This window comes from Halolactibacillus sp. JCM 19043 (assembly GCF_001310395.1).
Taxonomy (GTDB): domain Bacteria; phylum Bacillota; class Bacilli; order Bacillales; family Amphibacillaceae; genus Halolactibacillus; species Halolactibacillus miurensis.
The window spans coordinates 1-24,074 of sequence record NZ_BAXD01000036.1; the positions used below are offsets into that span (position 1 = coordinate 1).

At 39.5% G+C, this 24,074-nt stretch carries 23 protein-coding genes and 3 pseudogenes; 9 read left to right on the forward strand and 17 right to left on the reverse strand.

Annotated features, from left to right (window positions below; all coding sequences use genetic code 11):
• Positions 1-94: 94 nt before the first annotated feature.
• On the reverse strand, positions 95-508 hold the full coding sequence (locus JCM19043_RS13275; RefSeq protein WP_062323203.1) for a hypothetical protein: 414 nt from the start codon (positions 506-508) through the stop codon (positions 95-97).
• Positions 509-703: 195 nt separating this feature from the next.
• Here JCM19043_RS13275 and JCM19043_RS13280 point away from each other — a divergent pair.
• Positions 704-1,433: pseudogene (locus JCM19043_RS13280) on the forward strand (GTP pyrophosphokinase family protein).
• A 95-nt stretch (positions 1,434-1,528) separates the two neighbouring features.
• Here the strand turns inward: JCM19043_RS13280 and JCM19043_RS13285 are convergent.
• The gene (locus tag JCM19043_RS13285) at positions 1,529-3,292 is read right to left on the reverse strand and encodes a glycoside hydrolase family 3 protein (RefSeq protein WP_062323205.1); all 1,764 of its coding nucleotides are present in this window, start codon (positions 3,290-3,292) and stop codon (positions 1,529-1,531) included.
• Between the two features lie 166 nt (positions 3,293-3,458).
• Here JCM19043_RS13285 and JCM19043_RS13290 point away from each other — a divergent pair, with 166 nt between their 5' ends.
• The gene (locus tag JCM19043_RS13290) at positions 3,459-3,815 is read left to right on the forward strand and encodes a hypothetical protein (RefSeq protein WP_062323208.1); all 357 of its coding nucleotides are present in this window, start codon (positions 3,459-3,461) and stop codon (positions 3,813-3,815) included.
• A gap of 178 nt (positions 3,816-3,993) precedes the next feature.
• Here JCM19043_RS13290 and JCM19043_RS18275 read toward each other — a convergent pair whose 3' ends face one another.
• The 11 genes from JCM19043_RS18275 to JCM19043_RS13340 all read right to left on the reverse strand — a co-directional run bounded on the left by JCM19043_RS18275 (position 3,994) and on the right by JCM19043_RS13340 (position 14,541).
• Complete coding sequence (locus tag JCM19043_RS18275) at positions 3,994-4,956, reverse strand: hypothetical protein (RefSeq protein ID WP_062323210.1); 963 nt, start codon at positions 4,954-4,956, stop codon at positions 3,994-3,996.
• Positions 4,890-6,701, reverse strand: coding sequence for an adenosylcobalamin-dependent ribonucleoside-diphosphate reductase (locus JCM19043_RS18280; protein ID WP_062323212.1), 1,812 nt, complete (start codon positions 6,699-6,701; stop codon positions 4,890-4,892). Before JCM19043_RS18280 ends, JCM19043_RS18275 begins: the two co-directional genes overlap by 67 nt.
• A gap of 195 nt (positions 6,702-6,896) precedes the next feature.
• Positions 6,897-7,373, reverse strand: coding sequence for a metallophosphoesterase (locus tag JCM19043_RS13305; protein ID WP_197274811.1), 477 nt, complete (start codon positions 7,371-7,373; stop codon positions 6,897-6,899).
• A complete protein-coding gene (locus tag JCM19043_RS13310) occupies positions 7,330-7,701 on the reverse strand; it encodes a metallophosphoesterase (RefSeq protein WP_062323216.1) in 372 nt (123 codons plus the stop codon). The genes JCM19043_RS13305 and JCM19043_RS13310 overlap by 44 nt, the downstream gene beginning before the upstream one ends.
• A gap of 64 nt (positions 7,702-7,765) precedes the next feature.
• A complete protein-coding gene (locus JCM19043_RS13315) occupies positions 7,766-8,155 on the reverse strand; it encodes a DUF2752 domain-containing protein (RefSeq protein ID WP_062323217.1) in 390 nt (129 codons plus the stop codon).
• Between the two features lie 18 nt (positions 8,156-8,173).
• On the reverse strand, positions 8,174-8,521 hold the full coding sequence (locus JCM19043_RS13320; RefSeq protein WP_062323219.1) for a DUF4234 domain-containing protein: 348 nt from the start codon (positions 8,519-8,521) through the stop codon (positions 8,174-8,176).
• A 103-nt stretch (positions 8,522-8,624) separates the two neighbouring features.
• Complete coding sequence (locus tag JCM19043_RS13325) at positions 8,625-9,671, reverse strand: C45 family peptidase (protein WP_062323221.1); 1,047 nt, start codon at positions 9,669-9,671, stop codon at positions 8,625-8,627.
• Positions 9,672-9,779: 108 nt separating this feature from the next.
• A complete protein-coding gene (locus tag JCM19043_RS13330) occupies positions 9,780-10,256 on the reverse strand; it encodes an NUDIX hydrolase (RefSeq protein ID WP_062323223.1) in 477 nt (158 codons plus the stop codon).
• A gap of 11 nt (positions 10,257-10,267) precedes the next feature.
• Positions 10,268-10,459, reverse strand: a complete 192-nt coding sequence (locus tag JCM19043_RS19050) for a hypothetical protein (protein WP_062323225.1) — start codon at positions 10,457-10,459, stop codon at positions 10,268-10,270.
• Positions 10,408-10,596 carry a hypothetical protein gene (locus JCM19043_RS16935; RefSeq protein ID WP_197274813.1) on the reverse strand — a complete coding sequence of 63 codons (189 nt, stop codon included), beginning with the start codon at positions 10,594-10,596 and terminating at the stop codon, positions 10,408-10,410. The genes JCM19043_RS19050 and JCM19043_RS16935 overlap by 52 nt, the downstream gene beginning before the upstream one ends.
• A 213-nt stretch (positions 10,597-10,809) precedes the next feature.
• Positions 10,810-14,541, reverse strand: a complete 3,732-nt coding sequence (locus JCM19043_RS13340; RefSeq protein ID WP_062323227.1) for an alpha-L-arabinofuranosidase C-terminal domain-containing protein — start codon at positions 14,539-14,541, stop codon at positions 10,810-10,812.
• A gap of 197 nt (positions 14,542-14,738) precedes the next feature.
• Between JCM19043_RS13340 and JCM19043_RS13345 the strand changes: the two genes are divergently transcribed.
• The 5 genes and pseudogenes from JCM19043_RS13345 to JCM19043_RS13365 all read left to right on the forward strand — a co-directional run bounded on the left by JCM19043_RS13345 (position 14,739) and on the right by JCM19043_RS13365 (position 19,096).
• Positions 14,739-15,605 (forward strand): AraC family transcriptional regulator, encoded by an 867-nt coding sequence (locus JCM19043_RS13345; protein WP_062323229.1) that lies wholly within the window; start codon positions 14,739-14,741, stop codon positions 15,603-15,605.
• A 115-nt stretch (positions 15,606-15,720) separates the two neighbouring features.
• Positions 15,721-17,006 (forward strand): annotated as a pseudogene (locus JCM19043_RS13350) (glycoside hydrolase family 27 protein).
• Between the two features lie 41 nt (positions 17,007-17,047).
• Positions 17,048-17,719, forward strand: a complete 672-nt coding sequence (locus tag JCM19043_RS13355; RefSeq protein WP_062323231.1) for a class I SAM-dependent methyltransferase — start codon at positions 17,048-17,050, stop codon at positions 17,717-17,719.
• A gap of 238 nt (positions 17,720-17,957) precedes the next feature.
• Positions 17,958-18,347, forward strand: a complete 390-nt coding sequence (locus JCM19043_RS13360; protein ID WP_062323233.1) for a hypothetical protein — start codon at positions 17,958-17,960, stop codon at positions 18,345-18,347.
• Between the two features lie 17 nt (positions 18,348-18,364).
• Positions 18,365-19,096: a YecA family protein gene (locus tag JCM19043_RS13365; protein WP_062323235.1), complete on the forward strand. Its 732-nt coding sequence runs from the start codon at positions 18,365-18,367 to the stop codon at positions 19,094-19,096.
• A gap of 54 nt (positions 19,097-19,150) precedes the next feature.
• Here the strand turns inward: JCM19043_RS13365 and JCM19043_RS13370 are convergent, their stop codons facing one another.
• From JCM19043_RS13370 to JCM19043_RS13385, 4 genes and pseudogenes are all read right to left on the reverse strand, one after another.
• Entirely contained in the window at positions 19,151-19,831 is a 681-nt protein-coding gene (locus tag JCM19043_RS13370) for an SDR family oxidoreductase (RefSeq protein WP_062323237.1), read from the reverse strand.
• On the reverse strand, positions 19,831-20,286 hold the full coding sequence (locus tag JCM19043_RS13375) for a VOC family protein (protein ID WP_062323239.1): 456 nt from the start codon (positions 20,284-20,286) through the stop codon (positions 19,831-19,833). The genes JCM19043_RS13370 and JCM19043_RS13375 overlap by 1 nt, the downstream gene beginning before the upstream one ends.
• A 134-nt stretch (positions 20,287-20,420) precedes the next feature.
• A pseudogene (locus JCM19043_RS13380) lies at positions 20,421-21,604 on the reverse strand (3-phosphoglycerate dehydrogenase family protein).
• Between the two features lie 497 nt (positions 21,605-22,101).
• Positions 22,102-23,058 (reverse strand): hypothetical protein, encoded by a 957-nt coding sequence (locus tag JCM19043_RS13385; RefSeq protein ID WP_062323241.1) that lies wholly within the window; start codon positions 23,056-23,058, stop codon positions 22,102-22,104.
• Between the two features lie 292 nt (positions 23,059-23,350).
• Between JCM19043_RS13385 and JCM19043_RS13390 the strand changes: the two genes are divergently transcribed.
• Both JCM19043_RS13390 and JCM19043_RS13395 read left to right on the forward strand, forming a co-directional pair.
• Positions 23,351-23,701: a hypothetical protein gene (locus JCM19043_RS13390; protein WP_062323244.1), complete on the forward strand. Its 351-nt coding sequence runs from the start codon at positions 23,351-23,353 to the stop codon at positions 23,699-23,701.
• Positions 23,691-24,029, forward strand: a complete 339-nt coding sequence (locus JCM19043_RS13395) for a YolD-like family protein (RefSeq protein WP_062323246.1) — start codon at positions 23,691-23,693, stop codon at positions 24,027-24,029. The genes JCM19043_RS13390 and JCM19043_RS13395 overlap by 11 nt, the downstream gene beginning before the upstream one ends.
• Positions 24,030-24,074 lie beyond the last annotated feature (45 nt).

Consider the following 24,074-nt stretch of genomic DNA (forward strand, 5'->3'; position numbering starts at 1 on the left):
GAACATCAAGGTATTGATGTTCAAAATCATAAGCACAGTAAAATAAGCGTGTGGAATACTTATATGTCACAACAAAAAGGCCCCTTTTTGTTGTTCACGTGACGTTTTTATTGAACATAAGTGTTCCTTTGATAAAAGAGCCTTTTATCTTTTGAAGTGTCGTCAAGCGCGCCTTCGTCGCTTTTATTTTTCTTTTAACGGCGTTGATTTGTTCTTTTTTATTACGTATGTACACCTTCTTCAATTCTCTTTGCGCGGATAGAAGCGCCCGTCCTTGTTGAACAGCACTGGTCGCATAATAATCATTTAATCCGTAACGTTGTTTCAACTGTTGATGGATGGAGACGGAACTTTTCGTTTTCACGCCCCTAAGCTCCCGGACCTCTGCTTGATAGCGAAAATGTTTAGCTTGATTAAACACCCGGAGGGTGTGATCCATAGACATAACAAAATCAGGGTCAATCTTATGCTTATATAAGCGATTTGAAAAAATGGCCTTCATGCCCATGATACCCACCCTCTCTTTGTTTTGTGACGATCATTGCTAATGTTTTAATTATACCACATGGAATATATGTTTGTCACTTCAAAAATATTGAAAACAAGCGATTCATCACCCACCTAGTGCTGACGCACTTGAGGAAGGTGTCTTCTCGCCCTGAAGCGATAATATAACAGTATAACAATCACAAGGAGATTTCTTATGACAGCTGATTTAAAACTAAAAAAACAAGAACTGATGCGTTTTCTCATGCAGTACAAATTTGCCATCAATGAAATGATGACCAAAGTGAACATTTTAAAACAAGAGTTCACCTATATCCATGAATATAATCAGATTGAACATGTGTCGCACCGGGTCAAATCACTCAAAAGCATTCTAAAAAAAAGTCGAGAAAAAAGGAATTAAACCTAGTCCGGTGGCTATTAAAGAACACATTCGTGATATCGCTGGCATTCGGATCACGTGTTCATTTGAATCCGATATTTACATCATCCGCGACATGTTAAAACAACAGGATCACATCACCTTATTAAGTGAAAAAGACTATATCCAATCACCGAAGCCTAATGGGTACCGTAGTCTTCATTTAATCTTATCCATTCCAATCTTTATGTCAGACAGAACAGAGAATGTGTGTGTTGAAGTGCAAATCCGTACAATCGCCATGGACTTCTGGGCTAGCCTAGAACACAAAATCTACTATAAATTTAATAAACAAGTGCTCCAACATTTAAATATCGAGCTAACAGAAGCAGCAGAAGCGGCCCATAAACTTGATCAAAAAATGGAGAAACTACATCAGGAAATGGCGGCGATTAAAGCGGAATATGATGAAGAAGATCCACTTGATGAATTGAGCTTAGATAATGAACGCTTTCAATTACCAATTCAGTTCCTTAATACACTCTTAAATGATGATGACTTGTAATATGATGCTATCGTGCGTAAAGGCTTTGTCTCAAATGGACAAAGGGCCTTAATCAAATGTGTACCTATTTATTTAATTCGTCAGATAACTGCGATTTAATAACGTGTATCAAGAAATCCACAGAAAGCATCGACTGGTGAGATACCTGTGAATGCTGAACGTCCCATCATCTTCTCAACAAGTGCTTGAAGTGTAAATGGCTTTGAATCATACGTATTAATAAATGTCTGAACTTGTGGCACATCAGCTAAATGATTCGGTGCCTGTACCGATACAAAAATCGTTGGAATCTCATGAACATAGAAAGGAATATCTGGTGTCCCTTTTGATGCTGGCCACTGAATGCGTTGATCCGTGTTTGGTTGAACAGACGCCACATTAATAATCACATCATATTGTTCTACGAGTTCTTTAATTGGACGCTTTTGTGCATAGACATTCGCAATAGCTTGTGCACGTTCTTCTTCTGGTAACTTGTTAATCCGTTCTTCAGTTGATTCCCAAATAGATACCTCAAATCCTTCTTGTTCAAGAATCTCTTTTAATGTATCAACGGGACGCACTTGTTCAGCTCCAATAAGTGCCCCAAAGCCACCTTTATGTCCTTCGACATTTACAAGTAACACACGTTTTGATTTGTTTACATTTAACGGGAAGATGTCCTGTTGGTCTTTTACTAACGTAATCGCTTTATCAGCCACTTCCTCAGCAATTTTTTTGTTTTCCGCAAGACCAATGGTGGCCATTGCTGTTTCTTTATCTGGCAATAAGGCTGTTTTTTCTTTCTTGTGTAGACCTAATGCTGCTTTTGTACCAAGAATACGTGTGAGTGCTTCTTCTAGGCGTTCATCCGTGATGACACCGTTTTGATAGCCTTCTAACATCCACTGGAAATCTTCATCTGGATCATTGAAGAATAAGAATAAATCAGATCCAGCAGCAATCGCTGTTGGCAACATGTCTTGACGCTTCATTGATGCCGTCATTGCCACCATGTGGCTAGCATCCGTCACAACAAGGCCATTAAAGCCCATTTCATCACGTAAAAGATCCGTTAAAATATATTTATTTAATGTCGCTGGTAAAATCTGTTCTTGAACCGCCGCATCTGGGTTAAAGTGTTTCACATATTCAGGTAATGAAATGTGACCAGCCATAATAGATGGTAAGCCGGCATCGAATAATGAACCATACACTTTGCCAAACGTTTCGTCCCAATCTTCTTTAGAATAATAATTTACACTAAATGATAAGTGTTGGTCACGCTCATCTAGACCGTCCCCTGGGAAGTGCTTGGCAGCTGGAGCAATCCCGCTTTCTGTGATCCCTTTCATGTAGGCAAGCGACATCTTAATGGTTAAATCAACATCACCGCTCCACGTACGGGTTGAAATAATCGGGTTACGCCAGTTACGGTTTAAGTCAACAATCGGCGCAAAACTCCAGTTACAGCCAATCGCTGCCGCTTCAACACCTGATATACGGCCCATTTCATAGGCATAGCGTTCATCATTTGTTGCTGCAATCTTGACTTCATGCCCAACATAGGTCCCGTCTTTACAAGCCCCATTACCACCAGCTTCTGTATTTGCCGCAATCAGTAATGGAATCTTACTATTTTCTTGTAAGATTTTATTTTGGTCATAGACTTCCTCAGCTGTTCCTGGGTTGTATCTGACGCCCGCAATATGATAATTATTCAGTACTCCAGTTAAGTACTCTTCAGTCCGCTCTGAGCCCATATTAATGAATAATTGGCCAATCTTCTCTTCAATTGTCATACTATTGATCGTATCTTTCACCCAAGCAATGCTTGCTTCATCTAAATTGTAAGGTTTTTTTGTTAAATCTACGCGCATAATAATCCCCTTCCGTATTGTTTAATACACTTCATTTATATACTAGTATACATGTAGGAAATGAAAAAAGAAAGCCTTTTCTATAAAAACATATTCGTACAAACAATGACACCTTACGATTCGTTCGATATAATGAACCTATCTCAATAAAGGATGTGTTCTGATTATGAAAAAACTTACCCAAGCACTTGCCTTGAGCGTTGGTGCAAGTCTGTTATTAACACAAATAACCGACGTTTTAATCAATCAAGACAAGCAACAAGCATTAGTAAAATCAAAAGACAATTTAAAAATTTCAATCAAACAGGTAGGCAAAACAGTTATTGAACCATCAACTTTCACCCTGTCTTCTTTGCATACATTAAAAGATATCGTCTCACAAACAAAAACAACGGGCATTTCCGGTATACATGTCGAACCGCAAAACTACAACATTGGTCAAGCCATTGTTTTTAATCTTCATATTAAAATAATTGGTAATGAAACACATGATCCGTTACCGCAACGTCAGGACAATATTTAACTCCTGTTGTTTAAATATTAAAAGCATAAAAAGGATGATGGCTATGCTAAATAGCATCATCCTTCTTTTCTTCATGTATCCATTATTCTTAATCAAAAAGCGTCCTTGTCAGCCTAGACTGTTGAACTTGCTGAGGACACATAACTATACTGTCTTTGTTTCTTCGCTATATGACTTATTAACACTTAGAATAACCACAACCACCTAAGTCAGTCAGACAAGTCGTACAACCATCTTGTTTAACAAATGTGGACTGGCCACAGCTTGGACAAATATCAACGGAACCACTCGAGAATTTACCCATTGATTCGGGTACGTCAACCGCTGCTTCATTATCTTCACCTAACTGCATCAAGACTTTTGCCAGGGCATCTGGTAAGGATTCAATTTGATTTTTACCGAAACCAACCGCACTTTGGCCTTTAATGCCGTTAAACTTCTTAATAATCCAATTAACTTTCTCTTGTTGGGTTAAGTTCGCGATACGCGGACTTAATAATCCCGTTAAAGCAATCGCTAAACCGTCCGCAATTGCTGAAATGTCTGCGCCTGTTTTACCTAAGTTAAGGAAGACTTCTTCAATTAAGTCTGTTTGAGGATGACGATTAACAGTGACATACATTTTACCAAATGGTGTCGCTGATTTAATCGTTTCACCAACTAATCGTGTCGGACGCTTATAGAACTTAGCTGACGTGAATTCGCGGTCATCGTCTTCAAACGTAATCGCTTGTGCTGGTGATGCTGTCACTTCTTCTACTTGTTCTTCTTCGTCACTGACACTGCGTAACACTTGTGTATCACGGCTACCGTCGCGGTAAATCGTTAACCCGACAACCCCTTTTTCTATTCCGTAGCTATAGAGTTCTTTCGTTTGCTCCACAGTAAAGTGGTTAGGAACATTACACGTTTTACTAATCGCTGAGTCATTATGTTTTTGAATCGCCGCTTGGACATCCACGTGATTTTTCGGCGTAATTTTTGGTGTCCCATCTTTTTCGACACACATCGCTGAGACGAAGTAGTCAGGTAGGACTTTTTCACCCGTACGCTCAAGGTAATCTTTAGCTTTACCTAAATAATCGATCGTTTTACCGAGACGGCTTTCACGTTCCCATTTAATTGAGAAGAAAGGCTCCACCCCTGTAGAGCGACTGTAACCTTCACTACCTGTTTTCGTTCCGGTTGTACCGTTGGTGCTTGTGTGAGTAGGTGTGAGTTGCGTAAGCCGTGTTTTTTAATTAATGCTTTTACGTCATCATCTAAGCTTTTCGGCACGCGTGCTTCTAGGATTTTCTCGTCATATTTCGGGAATCGTCCACGGACTTCGGCTAATTTCGCACTAGCTTCATACGCGCTGTTTTTAATAAACGCATAGAGCCGATCAATAAATGCAATCGATTCATCTGAACCGTAACGTAGTTCTAAATCAATCAATAAGTCATGGAGACCTAACGTACCCATCCCAATCCGGCGTTGTTCTTTTTGCACGCGTTCATTTTCCTCGCGGAAATAAACGGTATAATCAATCACATCATCCGCATAACGAATCGCATCGGCTACCGCTTGTTTTAAATCATCCCAATCAACATCGTTTGTTTCTTTCTTAAAGAATTCCGCTAGATTAATGTGAATCAAGTTACAAATACCATTTCCACAAAGTGGTTGTTCCCCACATGGATTGGATGACACGTTTTTCTGGTAATAGTACGTATTGTTCCACGGTGTTGCTTCATGTTTTTTCTTCAGTGATTCTGGATCTAATTTGTACAGCCCTGTCCCTTCTAAAGGAATCAATTGTTGCGTACTTGGCATATAGCCATCATTCATATGATCATAAACCATGACACCTGGTTCAGCTGAAGCATGTGCGGATTCAATAATTAAATCATAAAGTTCTCGTGCTTTCACTGTTTGATAAATTTCAACGGGTAAACCTGCCTCTAACCAATCATGAATATCTTGATACTTGTCAGCCCAATCGTTATCATAAGCTGCATGGCGTGTATCTGGGAAGATGAGATGCCAATCAGCATCGTTCTCTACTGCTTCCATAAATTCTTTTGTAATTTGTACAGACAGATTGGCGTTAGTGATTTTACCACTTTCACGTTTGATCGTAATAAAATCAAAAATATCCGGGTGCGAGATGTGTAATTGTAACATTAAGGCGCCCTTGCGACTGCCACCTTGTTCAATAAGGCCCGTCGCATAGCTAAGCAAACCACCCCAACTAACAGAACCTGAAGAAATCCCATTCACACCATATACACGGGCATTCCGTGGTCTAAGGGTTGATAAGGCAATACCGACACCGCCACCGCGTGACATAATCTCAGTCATTTCAGAAAGCGAGCCGTTGATAATCCCTTTACGTGAATCCTTCGGATTCGGTAAGACATAACAATTATAAGCCGTTAAATCAAATTGCTTGCCATATTTCTCATAAATCCCCATTGATGCCTGGACACGTCCACCTGGGACAATTTTTTCTTTATATAAACTATCATACATACGGTCTTTAAATGTATCTAAATCTTGATGTTTATACGTTTCCTCAATGGACATCGCACCTAAAACATAGCGCTCAACGGAATCTGACCATTTATAATCAAGTGGAATCAACACATGTCGACGTGGTACCGTTAGTGTTTGGTTTGATACTTCACCAATAAATGTTACCGTCTGATTGTCCATCTCGATGACGCGACCAAAATCTTTTTGTGGGTATTCCGGAATCGATTCATCATAAATCGCCACCACAACATCCCCAATATTTAATTTTGATACATCCATTTCTTTTACCGTATAACGATCAAGTTGTAATAACACTTGGAAAGGAGTTTTGTTTAACTCACCGTAAATCTCTGTTAATAATTCTGACACAGTATCGCCTCCTGAAATATATACTATATATAGACACCTCTAATATTATAACAACATAGATATTGATTGTAGAGGGTAAAAAGTCTTACCTCTGTCTATCAAAAAATATTTAAAGACCATAAAGAGCGACAGACCAACAACTAGCACAAAACGAAAAATTTCAACGAAATTTATCACTTGACAATCCGTCTTTTTTCATTGTTCTTCTGACCACATATCGATGAGACTGTATTGACTTTGATTCCAAAACCTAACAGGGATTCGACTCATGCCTAGGCCGCTATCAATATATAGTTGACGCTTATTCGGTAACGGATACAACCCTTTCGTGCGTTTTGGAAACAAACCGTGTCCAGGTGCAATCACAGCGCCAATAAAGGGCAACCGGATTTGCCCACCATGAGTATGACCACTTAAAATAAGCCTCACTGGTTCGGTTGATAATTGGTCGACGATATCAGGGGTATGCGATAACAAAATGACCGCTTCAGTCGCACCAACACCTGAAAAGGAACGTGATAAGTCGGCATCATACGATGAAGCGTCACCAACACCGACCAAGCGAATCGCATCAGTTTGGTGATAGGCTATGATCGATTCATTCGTAAGACATTTACACCTAAGTCGGTTAATGCATGAAGAAATACGCTTTGCCTTGGATGACTGACTCATGATTACCCATGACAAAGTAAACAGGCGCAAGTGTTGCGAGTTGTTTGATTAAATGAAGGACGTGATTGAAAGATGTTGTCTTTCGGTCAATCATATCACCAGTTAAGACAATCATATCAGGAGCATCTTCTGTGATGCGTTTGATTAATAAGGCGTAAGAGCCTTTAAACATGTGCCCATGAAGATCTGTTAATTGACACATTCTAAGAGGTGACGTGAGATGAGGTAATGTTACCGAGACAAACTGGCGTTTAACGCTAAACGTATCACGGTACCCAATAAGGATAAGGGTTAGAACGAAAATGATTAAAAAGAAATAAGATGCCATATACTGACCTTCTTTGTTTTAAAATAATGAAACCACCTAAAACGATTGTTTAGGCGGTCACATGTTAAATCGTTGTTGGCGCAAGAAAGCTAAACATCGGTGTATTACGTAGCACACCAAAGACAATCGTCATAACTAACATGCCGTACAAGACATAGTCACTTGACTTTTTCTTTCCTTTTGATAATAAGGTGTAATAGAGTATAAAAAACGGGATAAGAACGAATAGGAGACTATTATAACGAAAAGCTTGATACACATCGCCTTCTAAAAGACTGAGGGTGAGGCGTGTCATCCCACATCCTGGACAATCAAAGCCCGTGACGTGTTTAAATGGACAAGGTATATGTATATGAAATGTCGGTGCTAACACTTTTAAATAAAAAACACCTGCACCTACAACACCTAATCCTATTAGGATACGTTTATCAAGTTTCTTAAGATAATGTCTCATCCGTTGTCCCTTCCTTTCTTATACGACACCAACAAACTTATTCATTTCTGCCTGGATAATCGCATCCGCAATAATTGGTAAACCAAAGATGGCTAACACGATATATAACACACCATTATCCTTAACGAGCATATTATGCTGACGTTGCATTTCCGCCATTTTTTGTCCGACGATGTAGTACCAAAAGAAAGCATAAATCCCACACGTTAAAAATAAGAAAATAAGTGCTTTTGCGCCTGAAAAGTTAGGATCATTCGTTGTGTAACTTAACTCTTCTGTAATAGCAAACATCCAGTACAAGTTGTAAAGACCGCACGTGATTAACGTCAAAATAATGACCATCGCGACACTTCGTTGTTTAATCATTTATTTCACCTCATTTCCCTTTTAGATCTCACATGATACAAGATGATTTTACCATAGACAGATTAGAAAAATAAGGTGTAAACGAAAGATTGTGACAATTTTATCATGCCCGCTCATTTAGATATGGGCGTGGCCACTGAATGGTTCCTTTGATTCGTTTCACATAGACGCCGCGGGTCTCATTAATATCATCTAAATCTAATCGAACCGGTCGTTTCTGCCGACCCACGCCAATATAGGCACATAAGTCCTGTGGTCGGTACACAATCGTATGCAAGGTACCTGAACTATGTTGATAATCGGTTGAAAAGATGTCAGCCTCCTCAGCATTAAACGCCTCATAGGCTTGCTTCACCGACAGATTGTTGTGCCAGTGATGTTTCACTTTATCTAATCGTTCACGTGATTCATCAAATTGATAGCGATTATCTTCCTTTAAGATGTCAAAGTGATTCGTACACATACGTGCTTCTCGTGTGACGACTTGTCTTGGCGTTGCTTCGACAACTACAGATTTACCGGTTGAATCCATCAAGACATATGAAAAACTTCGCCGGTGAGGTAGCTCTTTTAATATCTTCACAGCCTCATCAACATCCCTCGCTGTTTCCAGCAGAATGCGGGCAATCATATTACAAATGAACCCGTCTCCTGAATAGCGTCTATTTGTGAAGTTATAACCAACAACGAGCCCTTTTTCATTGATGCCATCTGTTCGTCCCGTTACTTGCATCGATGGTCCCATCGAACGATAGCCGCCATCAGTCGGCTGATACATGACAAACCGCCCTTCATAACTATCCGGGTGAGAGTCATAATTTCGAACAAATATATTCGATCCATTCATAATGGAACAGCCACTTTTATTAACCTCGATATAATACCCCGCAAAATGACGGATAGCTTCTTCTGTTGAGATATGTAAGGCATCTCTTAACCCGTATATTTCATCAATCAGTGGCGCATGCCTAAGTCTTAATAATTCAATCGCCTCGTCTTGATTGGTAAGGAAATGTGTCTTTTTTTGCTCATTAAATTGCTTTCGGCGGGACTCGATTAAGTAACTCCCTTTTAGTACTTGACCTTGTTTGTAACCAAACTGATAATGGTCACCTTTAAACCTGACAATATCCATTGATACTTGATGCATAAGCGTCCCTCCTGTCCACTTATCTTATCAGATGTTAAACTGAGATGCTCATTATTTGCTCTCAAAACAGTGACGAACATCTTTTTCCCACCTTACAGGTTCATTGTGTCATTCTCGTTCTGTTCTGATGGTGAGAACTTTCGGTAAATCATAAATCGCTTCTTTTAAGAACAGCGGATAGAAATATGCCTCTTTTAACTCTTCAAAGGACAACCAGCGAAATTGATGCTGGCTGTTACCTTCCTGTAATGAAAATTGTTCGCCTTTGGTCATTAAGTTCGCGTGAGAAATATCGACCAAGTAATAGAGACAGATTTCATGATATGTTAAGTGATCCACATCTTCTTGAAAGAACGCTTGATTTAACCATAGCGGACGAATCATTTTGGGCGTCACCTGACATTCTTCTTCCACTTCTCTGACGACGGCGCTTTCTAATGTCTCACTTATTTTCACTCGTCCTCCCGGTAGATAATAATACGGTGAGCGGTCATCTTTCATCGCTAAGATTTTTCCGTCATGGATCATCATAGCGCACACCCTGTAATTGAATTTCTTATCAGCCACCTCAAATGAAATATCCATTTTCGTCCTCCTTATGTCTTTTTTTGTTTTGCTATTGTAATAGATGATAGAACAACATATATGACAGTAACCACAAGAAAGATGCCTTCCAAGACGAATAACCATTCTTTTTTAAACACGACACCCATAAAAACGCAAAAAAACATGACTGTTAATAAGGCAAATACAACAGCTGACTGTCTATAATAAGGCGTCTTATCCATTGTCCCCTTCTCTTCTTGAGAAGCATATATATAGCATTATTAAACAGCCATCCCTTTTGGATAAATTGTAAAACACTTATCACAAAACAACCAAAAGAACACATACCAATAAGGATGATGACAATCATCTCTCCCATTATTAATCCCTCCCGAATCAATTCCTACATTCATTATATCAGAAGGTATGAATGCCTCTTAGAAAAAAATAAGGCGTGTTTAACTGACACACAACAAAAAGGAGACGTCTGAACTAAAAAGAATGAATATAATAAGGGGGAAAATCACCAGATTCTCCCCCAAATCTACTATCACTATTTAATTAAATGAAGGAAAAGACAACACCTTATATTTTACTTTCGCACGAGTTTAACAAGTACCACACTATACTTTGGAACAGTGACACAGTTGTCTTCAGTCATGTTTATTGTATCCGTTACCGGTGAAATCACTTCATTGTTTTTCGTATTAATATTAGGGACATGAAGGTCCGCTTCATCACCCGTGATTGTCACTACCTCGACATTATCTGCAACATCCAGCGCTTTAAACGTTAAGGTGACGGATTTATCGTAACCTTCTGCGTTCACAAGCTTCACATAGACCGCGCTTTCATCACTCGTCACCGACGTAAAGAGGTCTTTTTGATACGCTTCTAATTTATATGTGAGTGTTTCACTTGCTTCTTCTTCATTAAAATATTGACACCGCAGTTGTCGATTTTGGTCACTAAAGACGACATGGATGGTATAATCAACACCTTGTTTAAATGCGCCTTCATAACCACGTCGAAGGTTACCTGCTAAAATACTTGAGGAATAATCTCCAAGTGTATAACCTTCTTTCCCGTGTTTAAAGACTTTTATCCCGTCATAGCGCCCATCTGGTAAAATCGCGTACTCAATCACAGTCTTATCTTCTGGTGCAATTGACTTTAAACCTACACCGACAAAGAGACCTGTCTCACCCGCTATTTTTTGCGCCACACATGTCACCTCATAATCAGTCCAATCAGGCGCTAACAGATACAGACCGTTACGTCCTGACGTGCGTCCTTCGAAGATGATGCCATCTGTTGTCTTAGTAAAGTCTTCACTTCCAGGTATGAGCGAAAACCGTTCGTCGAGTGGTGCAGTAAAATCTTGATGCAGTAGGACCTCATCTGAATCAAGTTTCTTTACTGTAACTGATTTTAATAAGATTGTTGCTTCACTTGTCGATAAACTGATGCCACCCTTTGGTCGACGAGTGGTTAACGAATCTTCTTCATACGCTTTTAATTGCGTCGGTAAGACCTCTTTTCCAACGGAATGACCGAACAATTGCTGGACATAATAATTAGGTGTAAACCAAACCGAAGCATCATCAAACCAGATTAAATCGGGTGTCCAGCGATACGTTTGATCGGTGAGTACTTTATTAAATAATGGTGCATAGGCCACTAACCGGACGACATCGGCGTTATTTTCATAACCGGTCATTGTCGCCGCTTCACTGATGGCGCCCATTAATGTATTTTTATCCGTTGACGCAAACTCTCCGACAAAGACTTTAGATGTCTCCGCTTCATTTAATTCACCTGTTTTATCATAACGGCGCTCATAGTAATCATACCGGTCCACGTTATTCAGAAGGTAATCATTCGAACGATAATAATGTTCGTCAGCGATCGTGTCCATAAAGTGTGGTTGATCTTGATACCAATCCACTGTCTCCGTGACATCCTTCTCTCCATCAGTAAACGTCACGTCTTGATTTGTTTCCATCTTACCACTTAAGTACTTCCAACCTTCTTGGAATGCCTCATCATCTGCTTGGGCACCAACGGTTGAAACAATCGTTAAGGTGTGCTCTGGGTAGTGTGCGTCCATATAGTCATCGATTTTTGTTTTAAAGTAAGCAAAATTCGCATATAACTCGGTGCCCCAGTTTTCGTTCCCAATCCCTAAGTAGCGAAGATCAAATGGCGCAGGGTGCCCCATATCACGGCGAATTTTTGCCCACGGGTTTGTTTCTACATCGGTACTTAGCGCAAAATCAATTAAGTCGGTAAAGCTTTTCACAAAGTGATCTCTTAACTTACCACCGGCAGGATTGACATAATCAGACCGCGCTTGGCATAACACACCACAAGCCATGACAGGAAGCGGTGTCGCATTTAAGTCTTCGGCGAGTTGGAAATACTCCATATAACCGAGTCCCATCGTCATCATATAGCCCCAGACATTAAAGTTTTCTTTACGCGTTTCAACTGGTCCGATAGAATCTTTCCATTCGTAAACGTTATCCCAAATATATGACCCTTCACTAATACAGCCTCCTGGGAACCGTAAAAAGGCTGGGTTTAAGTCTTTTAACGCAAGAACCAAATCTTTTCTTAAACGATAATTAGGATTAGCTAAATAGTTTTGGTGCGCGGATGATGAGCCTTCTTCTTCACTTTGACCCCAGACATCACGCGGGATAAGTGAAATAAAATCTAATGACAGAGAGTCTTGTGCTGTTAAGGCTAATTCACCAAAACATGTTTGATTGGCTGTGAGTGTCATTTGATACTTTCTCCACTGACCACCATCGATCACCGTTAGCGTCTCCGTTTCACTCACAAGTACACCTTGACTGTCTCTTAGTTGAATGTCGAGTTCGGCTGTTTCATTCGCTTTAGCCCAGACGGTAAAATCATAATGATGCCCTTGTTTAAATGCCATCCGTGGGGCTTGATTGTTGTCGGTAAACCCTCTATTAATTAACGTTGCGCCTTTTTCTATCGTCACGTAATGCTGATTAACTTCATTATCTTCAATACCAAAGTACGCATTTAAACCTCCAACCGTTTCTACTTTTACCTGATCAAGATCGCCGAACCACATATGAAGGGGTGCATGGTTCCGTCCTGTTGAACAACCACATGATCCTGACTGATGGTCATACGTGTCAAAGACAAATGACTCAAAAGACCGATTCTGGACATATTCGGCATAAATCCCCCCATCGGCTGCATTATTGATATCTTCATAAAATAACCCATACATGTGCGGCGCTATATCGAGACCTTTTTGATTAGCATCAATCACAAGTTCATGAGTTGGTTTTGACTTTGGCAAGATTGTGACAGGATATGTTTTTTCGTCTGTAACATCACCACGAGTAACCTTAGCGGTTAATGTTACGGCTGTTGGTTTTTTCGCTTCAACAATCGTCCCCGCATGACTGAGGACATCACTGTCGGAAGATAACCATTCAACAGACACTTTGTCTCCCATTAAGCTCGTGGGTAAATCAAGGTCCGTTTGAACAATCGGGTGCGGACTCTTCAAATAATGGTCAGTCGCTAACGCCACAATCTTTTCATCACTCAGCGACTCACATAACACATCTAATACTTCATCGTGACTTAAGGCTTTATCATATAGTCTAAAATCACTGATGGCGCCGTGAAAGTCTCTATCGGCAAAAAATTGTGATTTTCCAATAAAGTTCTCGGTATACATATTCGTCTGTTCTAGCGTGTCAAACCATTCTCTTAGTGCTTTATATGTGCCACTAGACGTTTGAGAGATCAAGCCATCAGCGACGCATTCACCATTGACATAGACAACCGGACCGGCGCTTGATTCTTTTCCTCGTCTTGTAGGATGGATGGAGAGCGCGACATGTAGCCATTCGTTTTCTGGGAAGGTATGACTCGCATCTGCGACAAGGTCTTGTCCATTAAAACAGACACTTCTAAAATGTCTCGTCATAAATAAATAAGGACCTGCCGGCCCATGACCAAAATCAAAAATACGCTCCCACATATTTTCACCACGTTCTAAGTAGACCCATGTCGATACCGTTAAACCTGTTTCGTCATTGATACCAGTTAAAAGGTGATGAGGTAATTTCAAATAAGATGTACCATGGTTACCACCCGGAAAATAGACACCTTTACGATTGTGGATTGTTTTAATCTCAGGTAACTGTAAACCAAGTGGCGCAAGATCGTGCTGTTTTCCACTTATGTCTTTACCAATATACTCATCCTCATCAAATGGGTAGTGTGCTAATAAACATTCCGTTAAGAGAGGGGTGACATGTCGTTTCATGATTCATTCGCTCCTTTATTTTCACAACTTGTACTTATAACTATTATAGTGTCTTCTAACTATTATTCAAGGGTTTTATTTAAAAACGCTTGAAAATAAGCTTAACGCTGTCATAATAAAGCTAATTTAAGTGAAAATATTTAGAAACTTATACGAATGTGTTAGAATGTAGATGTTAAAACTCATCCAAATAACTTTTGCGAAGTGATCTTATCGATACGTTTGGTTTTCGATTTAAGCAATCAAATCAAGTACCCATCCATTTATACGCGATCGGAGAAGAATGTCATACCGCTCATTATGACTGGTTAGGGACAGACCGACCTGATACCAACACATTACTCTTTCAATATACTCTGAGCGGTTCTGGCATTTTTTCTACCGGTGGCAAGGAGATGACCTTGAATAAAAATGAAGCTTTTCTTGTTAATATTCCAAGTGAACATCGTTACTATTTGCCAGCTGATTCTGATCATTGGCATTTTTTCTATCTCACACTAGCCGGGGACTTTGCGACACAATATACTCAACGCTCATCTATAGCGTCCCCTGTCTTTAAAATGCCAGAAGACAGTGCGGTCATTCATCAGTTGAAAATGATGTTGTCACTAGCAAAAAACGATCAATTCACTTCTTTGTTTCAAGCATCGAAAGAAAGTTATCATTTTTTGATGAATCTACAAGCTTATCTTTCTGATTTATCACATCACACATTCCCGCCCGCGATTGAACAAGCCATTGCATTTATGACCGCGCACTTTAACGAAGATCTCGATGTGACGTCTATTAGTGAGGTCTCTGGACTATCTATCTATCATTTTAGTCGGTTATTCAAACAAATGACTGGCACGACACCGATTGACTTTTTAACGGATATACGCTTGCACCATGCTTGTGAGCGGTTAGCTAACACGAATGAGACTATTCATACTATTGCCCGTGCCACTGGTTATCAAAACGGGAATTATTTTTCCAAAGTATTTAAAAAACAGTTCGGGACAACACCGTCTTTGTACCGTAAAGATAAACAACGCTTCTTTGAGCGAACGTGGACAATCTTGTAGCAAGATATTACCCTTCTCAGATTTTTTTACAATTGTTTAAAACACCTACATCAGCTAAAGTGAAAGTAATCAAATAATCATGATCAAATGAAGAAAGGTAGGATAAAACATGAAAATACCACACCACACGCTCGCCCCTACACCACCGATGGGATGGAATAGTTGGGACTGTTACGGCGCCACTGTGACAGAAGAAGAAGTAAGAGGGAATGCTAAATATATAGCCGAACATATGAAAGAAGCTGGGTATGAGTATGTTGTTGTTGATATTCAGTGGTATGAATCAGGCGCGGTCTCCTCTGTCTATCGTCCATTTGCAGATTTAACAATGGATCAGTATTCACGCTAACACCTGCCCTTAACCGGTTTCCAAGCGCAAAAGATAATCAAGGTTTTAAACCATTAGCCGATGAGATCCACGCCCTTGGTCTTAAATTTGGTATTCATATTATGCGCGGGATCCCTAGACAAGCTGTTCATCAGAATATGCCAATTAAAGGGACACCATTAACGGCACGTGACATTGCCAAAACCAACAGTATTTGTCCGTGGAATACAGATATGTATGGCGTCCGCTCAGATATTGACGCCGGTCAATGCTACTACAACTCTTTGTTTGATTTATACGCGAGCTGGGGCGTTGATTTTATCAAAGTTGATGATATTGCTGATTCTAAGCTTTATCACGGCAGCCACATGGATGAGATTAAAATGATCCGCCAGGCCATCGACCAAACCGGACGGGACATGGTCCTCTCACTCTCTCCTGGTCCGAGTCATTTAGACGAGGCGGCCGATTTAGAGGATCATGCGAATATGTGGCGCATGACCGATGACTTTTGGGATGTATGGCCGCTACTCAAAGATATGTTTACTCGGTGTCATAAATGGAGTAAAAATGTCGGGCCGGGGCACTGGCCAGATGCTGATATGTTGCCGCTTGGTCGTATCGGGATTCGGTCTGTTGACGGCGGGGCAAGCGATCGGTACACGCGCTTTACAGAAGATGAACAAATCACCTTAATGACGTTATGGTCGATGTTTCGATCTCCCTTCATGTTTGGCGGTGAATGCCGTGATAACGATACTTTTACTTTAGACTTACTGACAAACAAAGATTTACTTAACGTTCATCGTACAGGGAAAAACCAGCGCCAATTATCTCGTCATGACGATGAGGTGATTTGGTATTCTGAGACTGAAGATTATCTTTATGTCGCACTGTTTAACTTAAATGACACTTCTCGCACGCTTACATTTGATTTGAATGCGTTACCAGATGATATAAAACCCGCAGGTGACTGTTATGTGGTTTTTACTGATGAAAAAAAGACATTAAATCAACCTTTGTCTTTTGACATCCGACCTCACGCCTCGATTTTACTCAAGCTTTCAAGATAAATGATTGTTTTTTTAAGAGAATGACTCTGTGTCATCTCTTTTTGTCGTTTGCCTATGAAGCAGAAGTATTTACATCCCTACCGCTAACCGTTATGATTAATGGCATCAATGATAAGGGTGTGATTAACATGGGTAAAATTATGGCAAGCGTTTATGATACAGTGATGTATCCACTTGAAAAACTATTTTTAACACAAAAAAGACGTACTTTGTTAAAACACGCCTCCGGCTACGTCTTAGATATCGGAAGTGGTACCGGGGTGAACTTTCCCTTTTTTAACCCGGAAACAACAGACGTTTATGCGATTGAGCCTGATAAGGCTATGCGCGAGAAAGCAAAACAAAAACCGGTGCCTGATTACATTCATATAGAAGCTGCTGGGGCTGAATCTATTCCAGTGCCGGATCATACATTTGATACCGTTGTGTCTACATTAGTCTTTTGTTCGATCGATCAACCAGATCAAGCGTTTAACGAACTTAAACGCGTATTAAAACCAGGCGGTAAGCTATATTTCATCGAACATATTAGGGCGGCATCACCTTTTGTACAAACCATACAAGATAAGTTGACACCGATGTGGAAACAGCTAGCCGACGGCTGTCATTTAAACCGACCAACAGACAAACTCATTGACCAACATTTCACCGTTATTCAAAAAACGTATTATTTCAAGAAAATCATCACGGTAATTGTTGCAGAATATGGATAGACAAAGGGCGAGCGTGCACCACGCACCACAACCACTCTGTCGGTCTGTTTTTTCGTTTATACACATGCCAAACCCTATAACTGAAGTTATGAGCGTTCTTTCTTAATTATTTTAATAATGACGACTCACAAATGATATTTGACACAGTAGTGGTCTATTGTGTATATTCTTAAGTGTTGTCTTTATCCTACAAGACGTCTCCGTTAACAGCTTTAATTATAGAAAAGAGGTAATAACCGTGTCCGTTGCTTTACAAGATTTTTTCACACAATTACATAGCCAACGTGAAAATACACAAGAACACATCACATTCACATATAAAAAATTGTTGAAAGATAGACCATCGTCTTCCACACAAGCTGCTTTTTTAACTCAACTCACAAAGAAAGATTTAGATGAGATTAGACGCTTTAGCGGTATCGAAGGTGTATCAAAACTAACGAAACAACCTTTAATAAAGCGTCTCGTCCAAGAACAATCAACGGCGATCGATCGCTTTATCTTAACAATGGATAATGAACGATTGAATTGGTTAAAAAAAATACTGGCAGGTGACAAGATTTATCTTGATTCATTCACCGCCATAAGCTTGCGTTCTTTACCTATACTGGTCTTACTTTTGCGGTAAAAGATAAAGAAGATGATATGTTAGTTATGCCTGATGATGTGCGTGAATATTTCCTTACCTATGACCAAACTGAATGGCAGATCCAGGCAGATATTAATGATGCGGTCATTAGACTGACTCAAGGCTTACTTTATTATTATGGCTATATGCCAAAATCAACGGTCTTTGAACTCGTTAGCCCCATCGTTAGTTTTAACCTCGTCCGGGTGGATGCGGTTATTAAAGATGCGAAAAATTACTACGACTATATGAATGAAAATGATCAAGATTTAATGGATAGTCGCGTCGTTGATTTAGATATACTTAAAGAACAACAACAAAAATCTATCTACCAAAAACATTATAGCTTTACTGATGATCAATTAATTCAAGCGGGCACAGAAGATTTTATGGACTTAACCGATGAATTAATTCAACTGGTGAAACATTTAAAAGAACGCTATTTACTCGATGATCAAACGATGAACCGTTACATGGATGATTGTCTCATTCTGTTAAATAGTTTTATTGATATTGACCCAAGTTTTCTTTACTTAAGTCAACATCTTCCCGTAGCATCAGATGATGATAAAAAGATGTTGCTTGCCCTCTTACAAGCCTCGCAAGATTCGATTCATACGTGGGCATTAAAAGGGAATAAACGCAAAAAAGAAACGGTACAAACATCTGAACCGGCAAAGAAAATTGGTCGTAATGATCCGTGCCCCTGTGGGAGTGGGAAAAAGTATAAAAAGTGTTGCGGTAAGTAATGTTTTTTTCACTAAAATAAAAAGCATCTGACATCGCGTCAGATGCTTTTTATTTTAGTGAACCATTGGTTGACCTTGATAATCGTAAAACGTATGCGCCCCCTCCGGCGCTGCTTCAATAAAGTGCTGTATGATCGCTTCCGCCGCCTCTATTGCGGAAATATCCGCTGATGCCCCGCCCATATCCGTCCGCATCCAACCCGGATGCACACTGTAGACGCGATAGCCACGTCCCTCAACTTCTTTTCTTAATTTTTCGGTGAACATATTCAAGGCGACCTTTGTCATCCCGTAAGGATAATCCGGAGCATACGCATGATTTAGACTTGCCGCATTAGAACTAATATTGATGATCCGCTTCACGTTGCTTTCTTCCATATGTTTTAGTAAATGCTTCACCGTGAGTAAAGGTCCAAGGGCATTAACTTGAAACGCCGTTAACATGTCATTTACTTCAACGGCCTCGACACGCGCATCACGCCCATTTAAGACACCCGCATTATTGATTAATACATCAATGGTTTCGTTATAGTCTTGGATTTTCTTTTGAAACGCGTTAAGCGAGGACTCATCTGTCACATCGACTTGGATACGCATCAGTTTTTGAGAATGAAGCGTCGATAGACTTCCTGGGTCTTTGCGATAACAGGCATATACATCATAACCACGCTTAAGACAAGCTTCAACAAAAGCAAATCCAAGCCCCCTATTCGCTCCTGTAATAACAACACGCATTACGACACCTCATCATTTTCTAACAGCTCTAACAAAACTTTTAAATTATCCGTACTATCCATATAACTATACCGTCCACCATCATACTCCCCTTCTTGAACAAGTGGAATGCCTTTTCCTTCGAGATACATGACTTTTTCTTTCATCCCGTTAATCACAAACGCAATATGATGCACCCCTTCGCCGTGCTCATCTAAGTATTCACGCCACGTACTCGGGTGTTGATCAGGTTGGATGAGTTCAATCTGAACTTGACCGAAATTAAAGAAACATAACTTTGATCTTGCTTCTGATGGTTTCCCTCGATAGTTCGTCTCTGCCTCTTCTATTGGACCCGTTTCAATGATTTCAGGCTCTTCTATTTGAAAAATCTCACTATATGCCTGTCTCACTTTCTCAATATCGTTGACTAAAATACCAATTTGCGTCACACATGTTGTGTCCAATCCACTCACGCCATCACCTCATTTTCATTATTACGGTACATTTCCCCTTATACACCCTAACTTAAACAAAAAAACTTTAGAGAAAATGAAAAGAAGTAAAGCATCGAGCGCTCTACTTCTTTCATGTTTACTATTATATTTGATTATTTAATGACACGCGTTGTTACCATGCCTTCAATGCCTTCAAGACGCTTAACAAGTGCGCCAAAATCACTTTCAGCAATATCGCCTTCTAAATCAATAATCGTATAGGCGTGATCTTTATAACTTCTATTAGTCATATCAACGATGTTTAAGTTGACATCAGATACTTCTGACGTAATCTTACTTACCATCTTCGGCACGTTTTTATGGAAAGCTGTTACCCGTGGATGACCTTGGTACGGAAGTGCGGCATCAGGAAGTTGACAGAGTTTCTAATATTACCTGTTTCTAAATACTCCATTAATTCTTCTGCGGCCATCATCGCACAATTTTCTTCTGATTCTTCAGAAGAGGCACCTAAGTGCGGAATAGAGATCGTATTTTTCATTTCTAATGTTTTCGCATTCGGGAAATCTGTAATATACTTACCAACAGTCCCTTCCTCTAACGCAACGGCAATATCATCATCATCAATTAACCCACCGCGTGAGAAATTCAGAATATACACATTGTCTTTCATTTTATCAAATGCTGCTTTATTTAATAAACCCTTTGTTTCTGGAATGAGCGGGACGTGGATACTAATGTAATCCACTTCTTTGAATAATTCATCGATGTTATGCACCCGTTTGACAGCGCGAGATAACTTCCAAGCCATATCAACAGAGATAAACGGGTCATAACCAATGACGTCCATACCTAACTCAAGCGCATCATTGGCGACTCTTGCACCAATGGCACCGAGACCAATGACACCAAGCGTTTTCCCTTGAATTTCTTTACCGACAAATTGTTTTTTGCCTTCCTCTACAAGCTTTGGTACGTCATCGCCCTTACCGATTAATGTCTTTGCCCATGCGACACCGTCAAACATTTGACGAGATGACGCGATCAGCGAAGTAATGACAAGTTCTTTTACTGCATTCGCATTCGCACCCGGTGTGTTAAATACCGGAATTCCTTTGTCTGTGCAGACATCTAAAGGAATATTATTCACACCAGCACCGGCACGTCCAATCGCTCTTAACGATGATGGCAACTCCATATCATGCATGTTAAAGCTTCTTAAAATTATCGCATCGGGTTGACTAGCGTTTTCATCAATAAGGTAATCCTCCGTAAATAAATTGAGCCCCTTCTCAGAAATCGCGTTTAATGGTTTAATAACAGTTTGTTTACTCATCTTCTTACCTCCTAATAATGTGTGATTATATTCACAATATGAATATAGAAAAAGGCAAGGAAGATTTCTCCCCCTTTACCTCTCACCCAGGCGAACGGCTTTATGTATAATACGCTCCCTCACAGTAGTTTCTGTGTACGCCAGTTACGTATTACTTGATTATTACATCTATTTTGAAAACTTGAGAACACATTAAATATAACAAATCACTTTCCAATAATCAAGTGCAAATTTTCTAAATATTAATATTACAAACCAAAACGTATAAAAACGTTCGGTATATCATAACTGTGCCTATCGCTATTTTTATGTTTTTATGTATGGATTTTAACGTCCGTGTCGCATTTTTATTTTCTTCCTCTCCATATTTAACGAGAAATCATCATAGCTTTTTTAACATTTAATATCATTCTTTATACCAAAAAAACGCACAGATTTTATTCTGTGCGTTTTTTGGTAACGTTCGCTTATGAACCTTTTTTGAAGTAAGTCTTAAATTATTGAACTTCTACTGAACCAGTAACTGTACCTTCTGAAAGATCAGCTGATTCTTGGTATTCTTCTGACGCAAAGTAAAGGTTACCGTCAATTGTACCTTCTGGTAATGTGAAGCCATTTGCTTCTACGTAAACATCACCTTTGAATGTACCACCTTGAATACGTGAGTTTTCACCTTGAACAGTTAATTTTGGTGCTGTTAAAGTATAACGCTCAGTAATCACGCGGTCTTCATCTTGAGTATAAAGAGCTAATTTACGCTTAGCTTCGCCTTCTTGCTCGCCTGGTGCAAGTACTAACTCTTCAGATGTTTCCATATCTTCTGTGAAGATCACGATCCATCCACCATTTTCAACAGCATCAAGTAAAGAAGCTTCGTCTGTAATGTTTGATTGTGTTGGTGCTGTTGTTACGTCTGCACCTTCAACTTCTACTGAACCAGTTACTGTACCACCTGAAAGATCAGCAGATGCTTCATACTCTTCTGAAGCAAAGTAAAGGTTACCATCGATTGTACCATCAGGAATTGAGAAGCCGTTTGCCTCTACGTAAACATCACCTTTTAAAGTACCACCTTGAATACGTGTGTTCTCACCTTGAACAGTTAATTTTGGTGTTGTTAAAGTGAATTGAGCTGTAATATTACGGTCTTCATCTTGTGTGTAAAGCGCTAACTTACGTGCAGGTTCTCCGTCTTGTTCACCTGGTGCAAGAACTAACTCTTCAGATGTTTCCATGTCTTCTGTGAAGATCACGATCCATCCACCATTTTCAACTGCTTCTAATAAAGAAGCTTCATCTGTAATATCAGATTTTGTTGGTGCACTTGTAGCGTCAGAGCCATTGTCCTCTGCGCCGTTGTCATCCCCATTGTCCTCTGCAGCGTCATCGCCACCACAAGCAACAAGTAGTGTTGCCATCATTAACATCATTAATAAAGTCATCAATTTTTTCATAATTCTTTCTCCTCCTCATAATCTATGTATTGTGACTTGCTTCACATACTATATTAACATAAATATAGAAAAAGTCTGTGAATAAAATGTGAATTGTTGAACAAAAATTTATTTTTTTTGATGTTTTCTCTTTCCTATACGGGTCAAATGTATTATAATATCCGATTTATTCTTATATAAGCATCTAACTATATACACTTTACGAACATTTATTCTTGTCTTTTTTAATCATTTACGCTAAAATAAGAACAAAAGTTCTTGTTTGTATTTTTCACTATAAGGGGCCCTTACTATGCGAGACCAACTCATTTTAGATGCCATTATTTTACCTTTACTTCTCATTGTTTGTAAGAAGAATGCACCATTTTTATCTCACTTTAAATTTGACTATTTATACGAAGAAGGGCTAACTAATTTGTCATCTACTATTCAAACCGATCTATTAGCAACGAAAAGAGTAATGTATCAAGAAGAGAAAATGACAGTTAAAAAGATCCAGCAAACACCAGAGAAGGTGACGTATCAAATTGATTCAACAACAGAGAAAAAGATGCTTCACTTTACACCAGCAGAATTAAAAGCATTAACTGAACGTTATTTATGCTATTACTTATTCAAAGGAGATGACCAAGATGATCAATAAGTTATCAGAAGGCAGTAATTTAATTTGGGAATCAAGCCGGATGATATTACCGGAACATAAAGCCCGCATTAGAGAACACGACTTAACCCCACCGCCGAAAGAGCGTCCACTCTTATCGGAAGATCAATTAACTCAGATTAACCAGTCTCTTTCAATCGCTATTAAAACAAAAGGGCTTGTCACTTTGACTTATTATAAAAACAAACAGCATCTCACAATATCAGGAGAAAACACACGCTTAATCAATTCGAATACACTAGAAATTGCTACATCAAAAGGGTTTGATCATATTCCGTTAAGCGATATGATTGATATTCGCCTCCTGTAAAAGCGTTAGGATATCTCACATTAACTTTACGCGCTATTTTTATGA

Excerpts from the sequence above, each read along its gene's own strand:
- JCM19043_RS13275 (WP_062323203.1), bottom strand. The coding sequence starts at position 508 with ATGGGCATGAAGGCCATTTTTTCAAATCGCTTATATAAGCATAAGATT.
- JCM19043_RS13285 (WP_062323205.1), bottom strand. The coding sequence starts at position 3,292 with ATGCGCGTAGATTTAACAAAAAAACCTTACAATTTAGATGAAGCAAGC.
- JCM19043_RS13290 (WP_062323208.1), top strand. The coding sequence starts at position 3,459 with ATGAAAAAACTTACCCAAGCACTTGCCTTGAGCGTTGGTGCAAGTCTG.
- JCM19043_RS13305 (WP_197274811.1), bottom strand. The coding sequence starts at position 7,373 with ATGAGTCAGTCATCCAAGGCAAAGCGTATTTCTTCATGCATTAACCGA.
- JCM19043_RS13310 (WP_062323216.1), bottom strand. The coding sequence starts at position 7,701 with ATGGCATCTTATTTCTTTTTAATCATTTTCGTTCTAACCCTTATCCTT.
- JCM19043_RS13315 (WP_062323217.1), bottom strand. The coding sequence starts at position 8,155 with ATGAGACATTATCTTAAGAAACTTGATAAACGTATCCTAATAGGATTA.
- JCM19043_RS13320 (WP_062323219.1), bottom strand. The coding sequence starts at position 8,521 with ATGATTAAACAACGAAGTGTCGCGATGGTCATTATTTTGACGTTAATC.
- JCM19043_RS13325 (WP_062323221.1), bottom strand. The coding sequence starts at position 9,671 with ATGCATCAAGTATCAATGGATATTGTCAGGTTTAAAGGTGACCATTAT.
- JCM19043_RS13330 (WP_062323223.1), bottom strand. The coding sequence starts at position 10,256 with ATGGATATTTCATTTGAGGTGGCTGATAAGAAATTCAATTACAGGGTG.
- JCM19043_RS19050 (WP_062323225.1), bottom strand. The coding sequence starts at position 10,459 with ATGGATAAGACGCCTTATTATAGACAGTCAGCTGTTGTATTTGCCTTA.
- JCM19043_RS16935 (WP_197274813.1), bottom strand. The coding sequence starts at position 10,596 with ATGGGAGAGATGATTGTCATCATCCTTATTGGTATGTGTTCTTTTGGT.
- JCM19043_RS13340 (WP_062323227.1), bottom strand. The coding sequence starts at position 14,541 with ATGAAACGACATGTCACCCCTCTCTTAACGGAATGTTTATTAGCACAC.
- JCM19043_RS13365 (WP_062323235.1), top strand. The coding sequence starts at position 18,365 with ATGTTAGTTATGCCTGATGATGTGCGTGAATATTTCCTTACCTATGAC.
- JCM19043_RS13370 (WP_062323237.1), bottom strand. The coding sequence starts at position 19,831 with ATGCGTGTTGTTATTACAGGAGCGAATAGGGGGCTTGGATTTGCTTTT.
- JCM19043_RS13385 (WP_062323241.1), bottom strand. The coding sequence starts at position 23,058 with ATGAAAAAATTGATGACTTTATTAATGATGTTAATGATGGCAACACTA.
- JCM19043_RS13390 (WP_062323244.1), top strand. The coding sequence starts at position 23,351 with ATGCGAGACCAACTCATTTTAGATGCCATTATTTTACCTTTACTTCTC.
- JCM19043_RS13395 (WP_062323246.1), top strand. The coding sequence starts at position 23,691 with ATGATCAATAAGTTATCAGAAGGCAGTAATTTAATTTGGGAATCAAGC.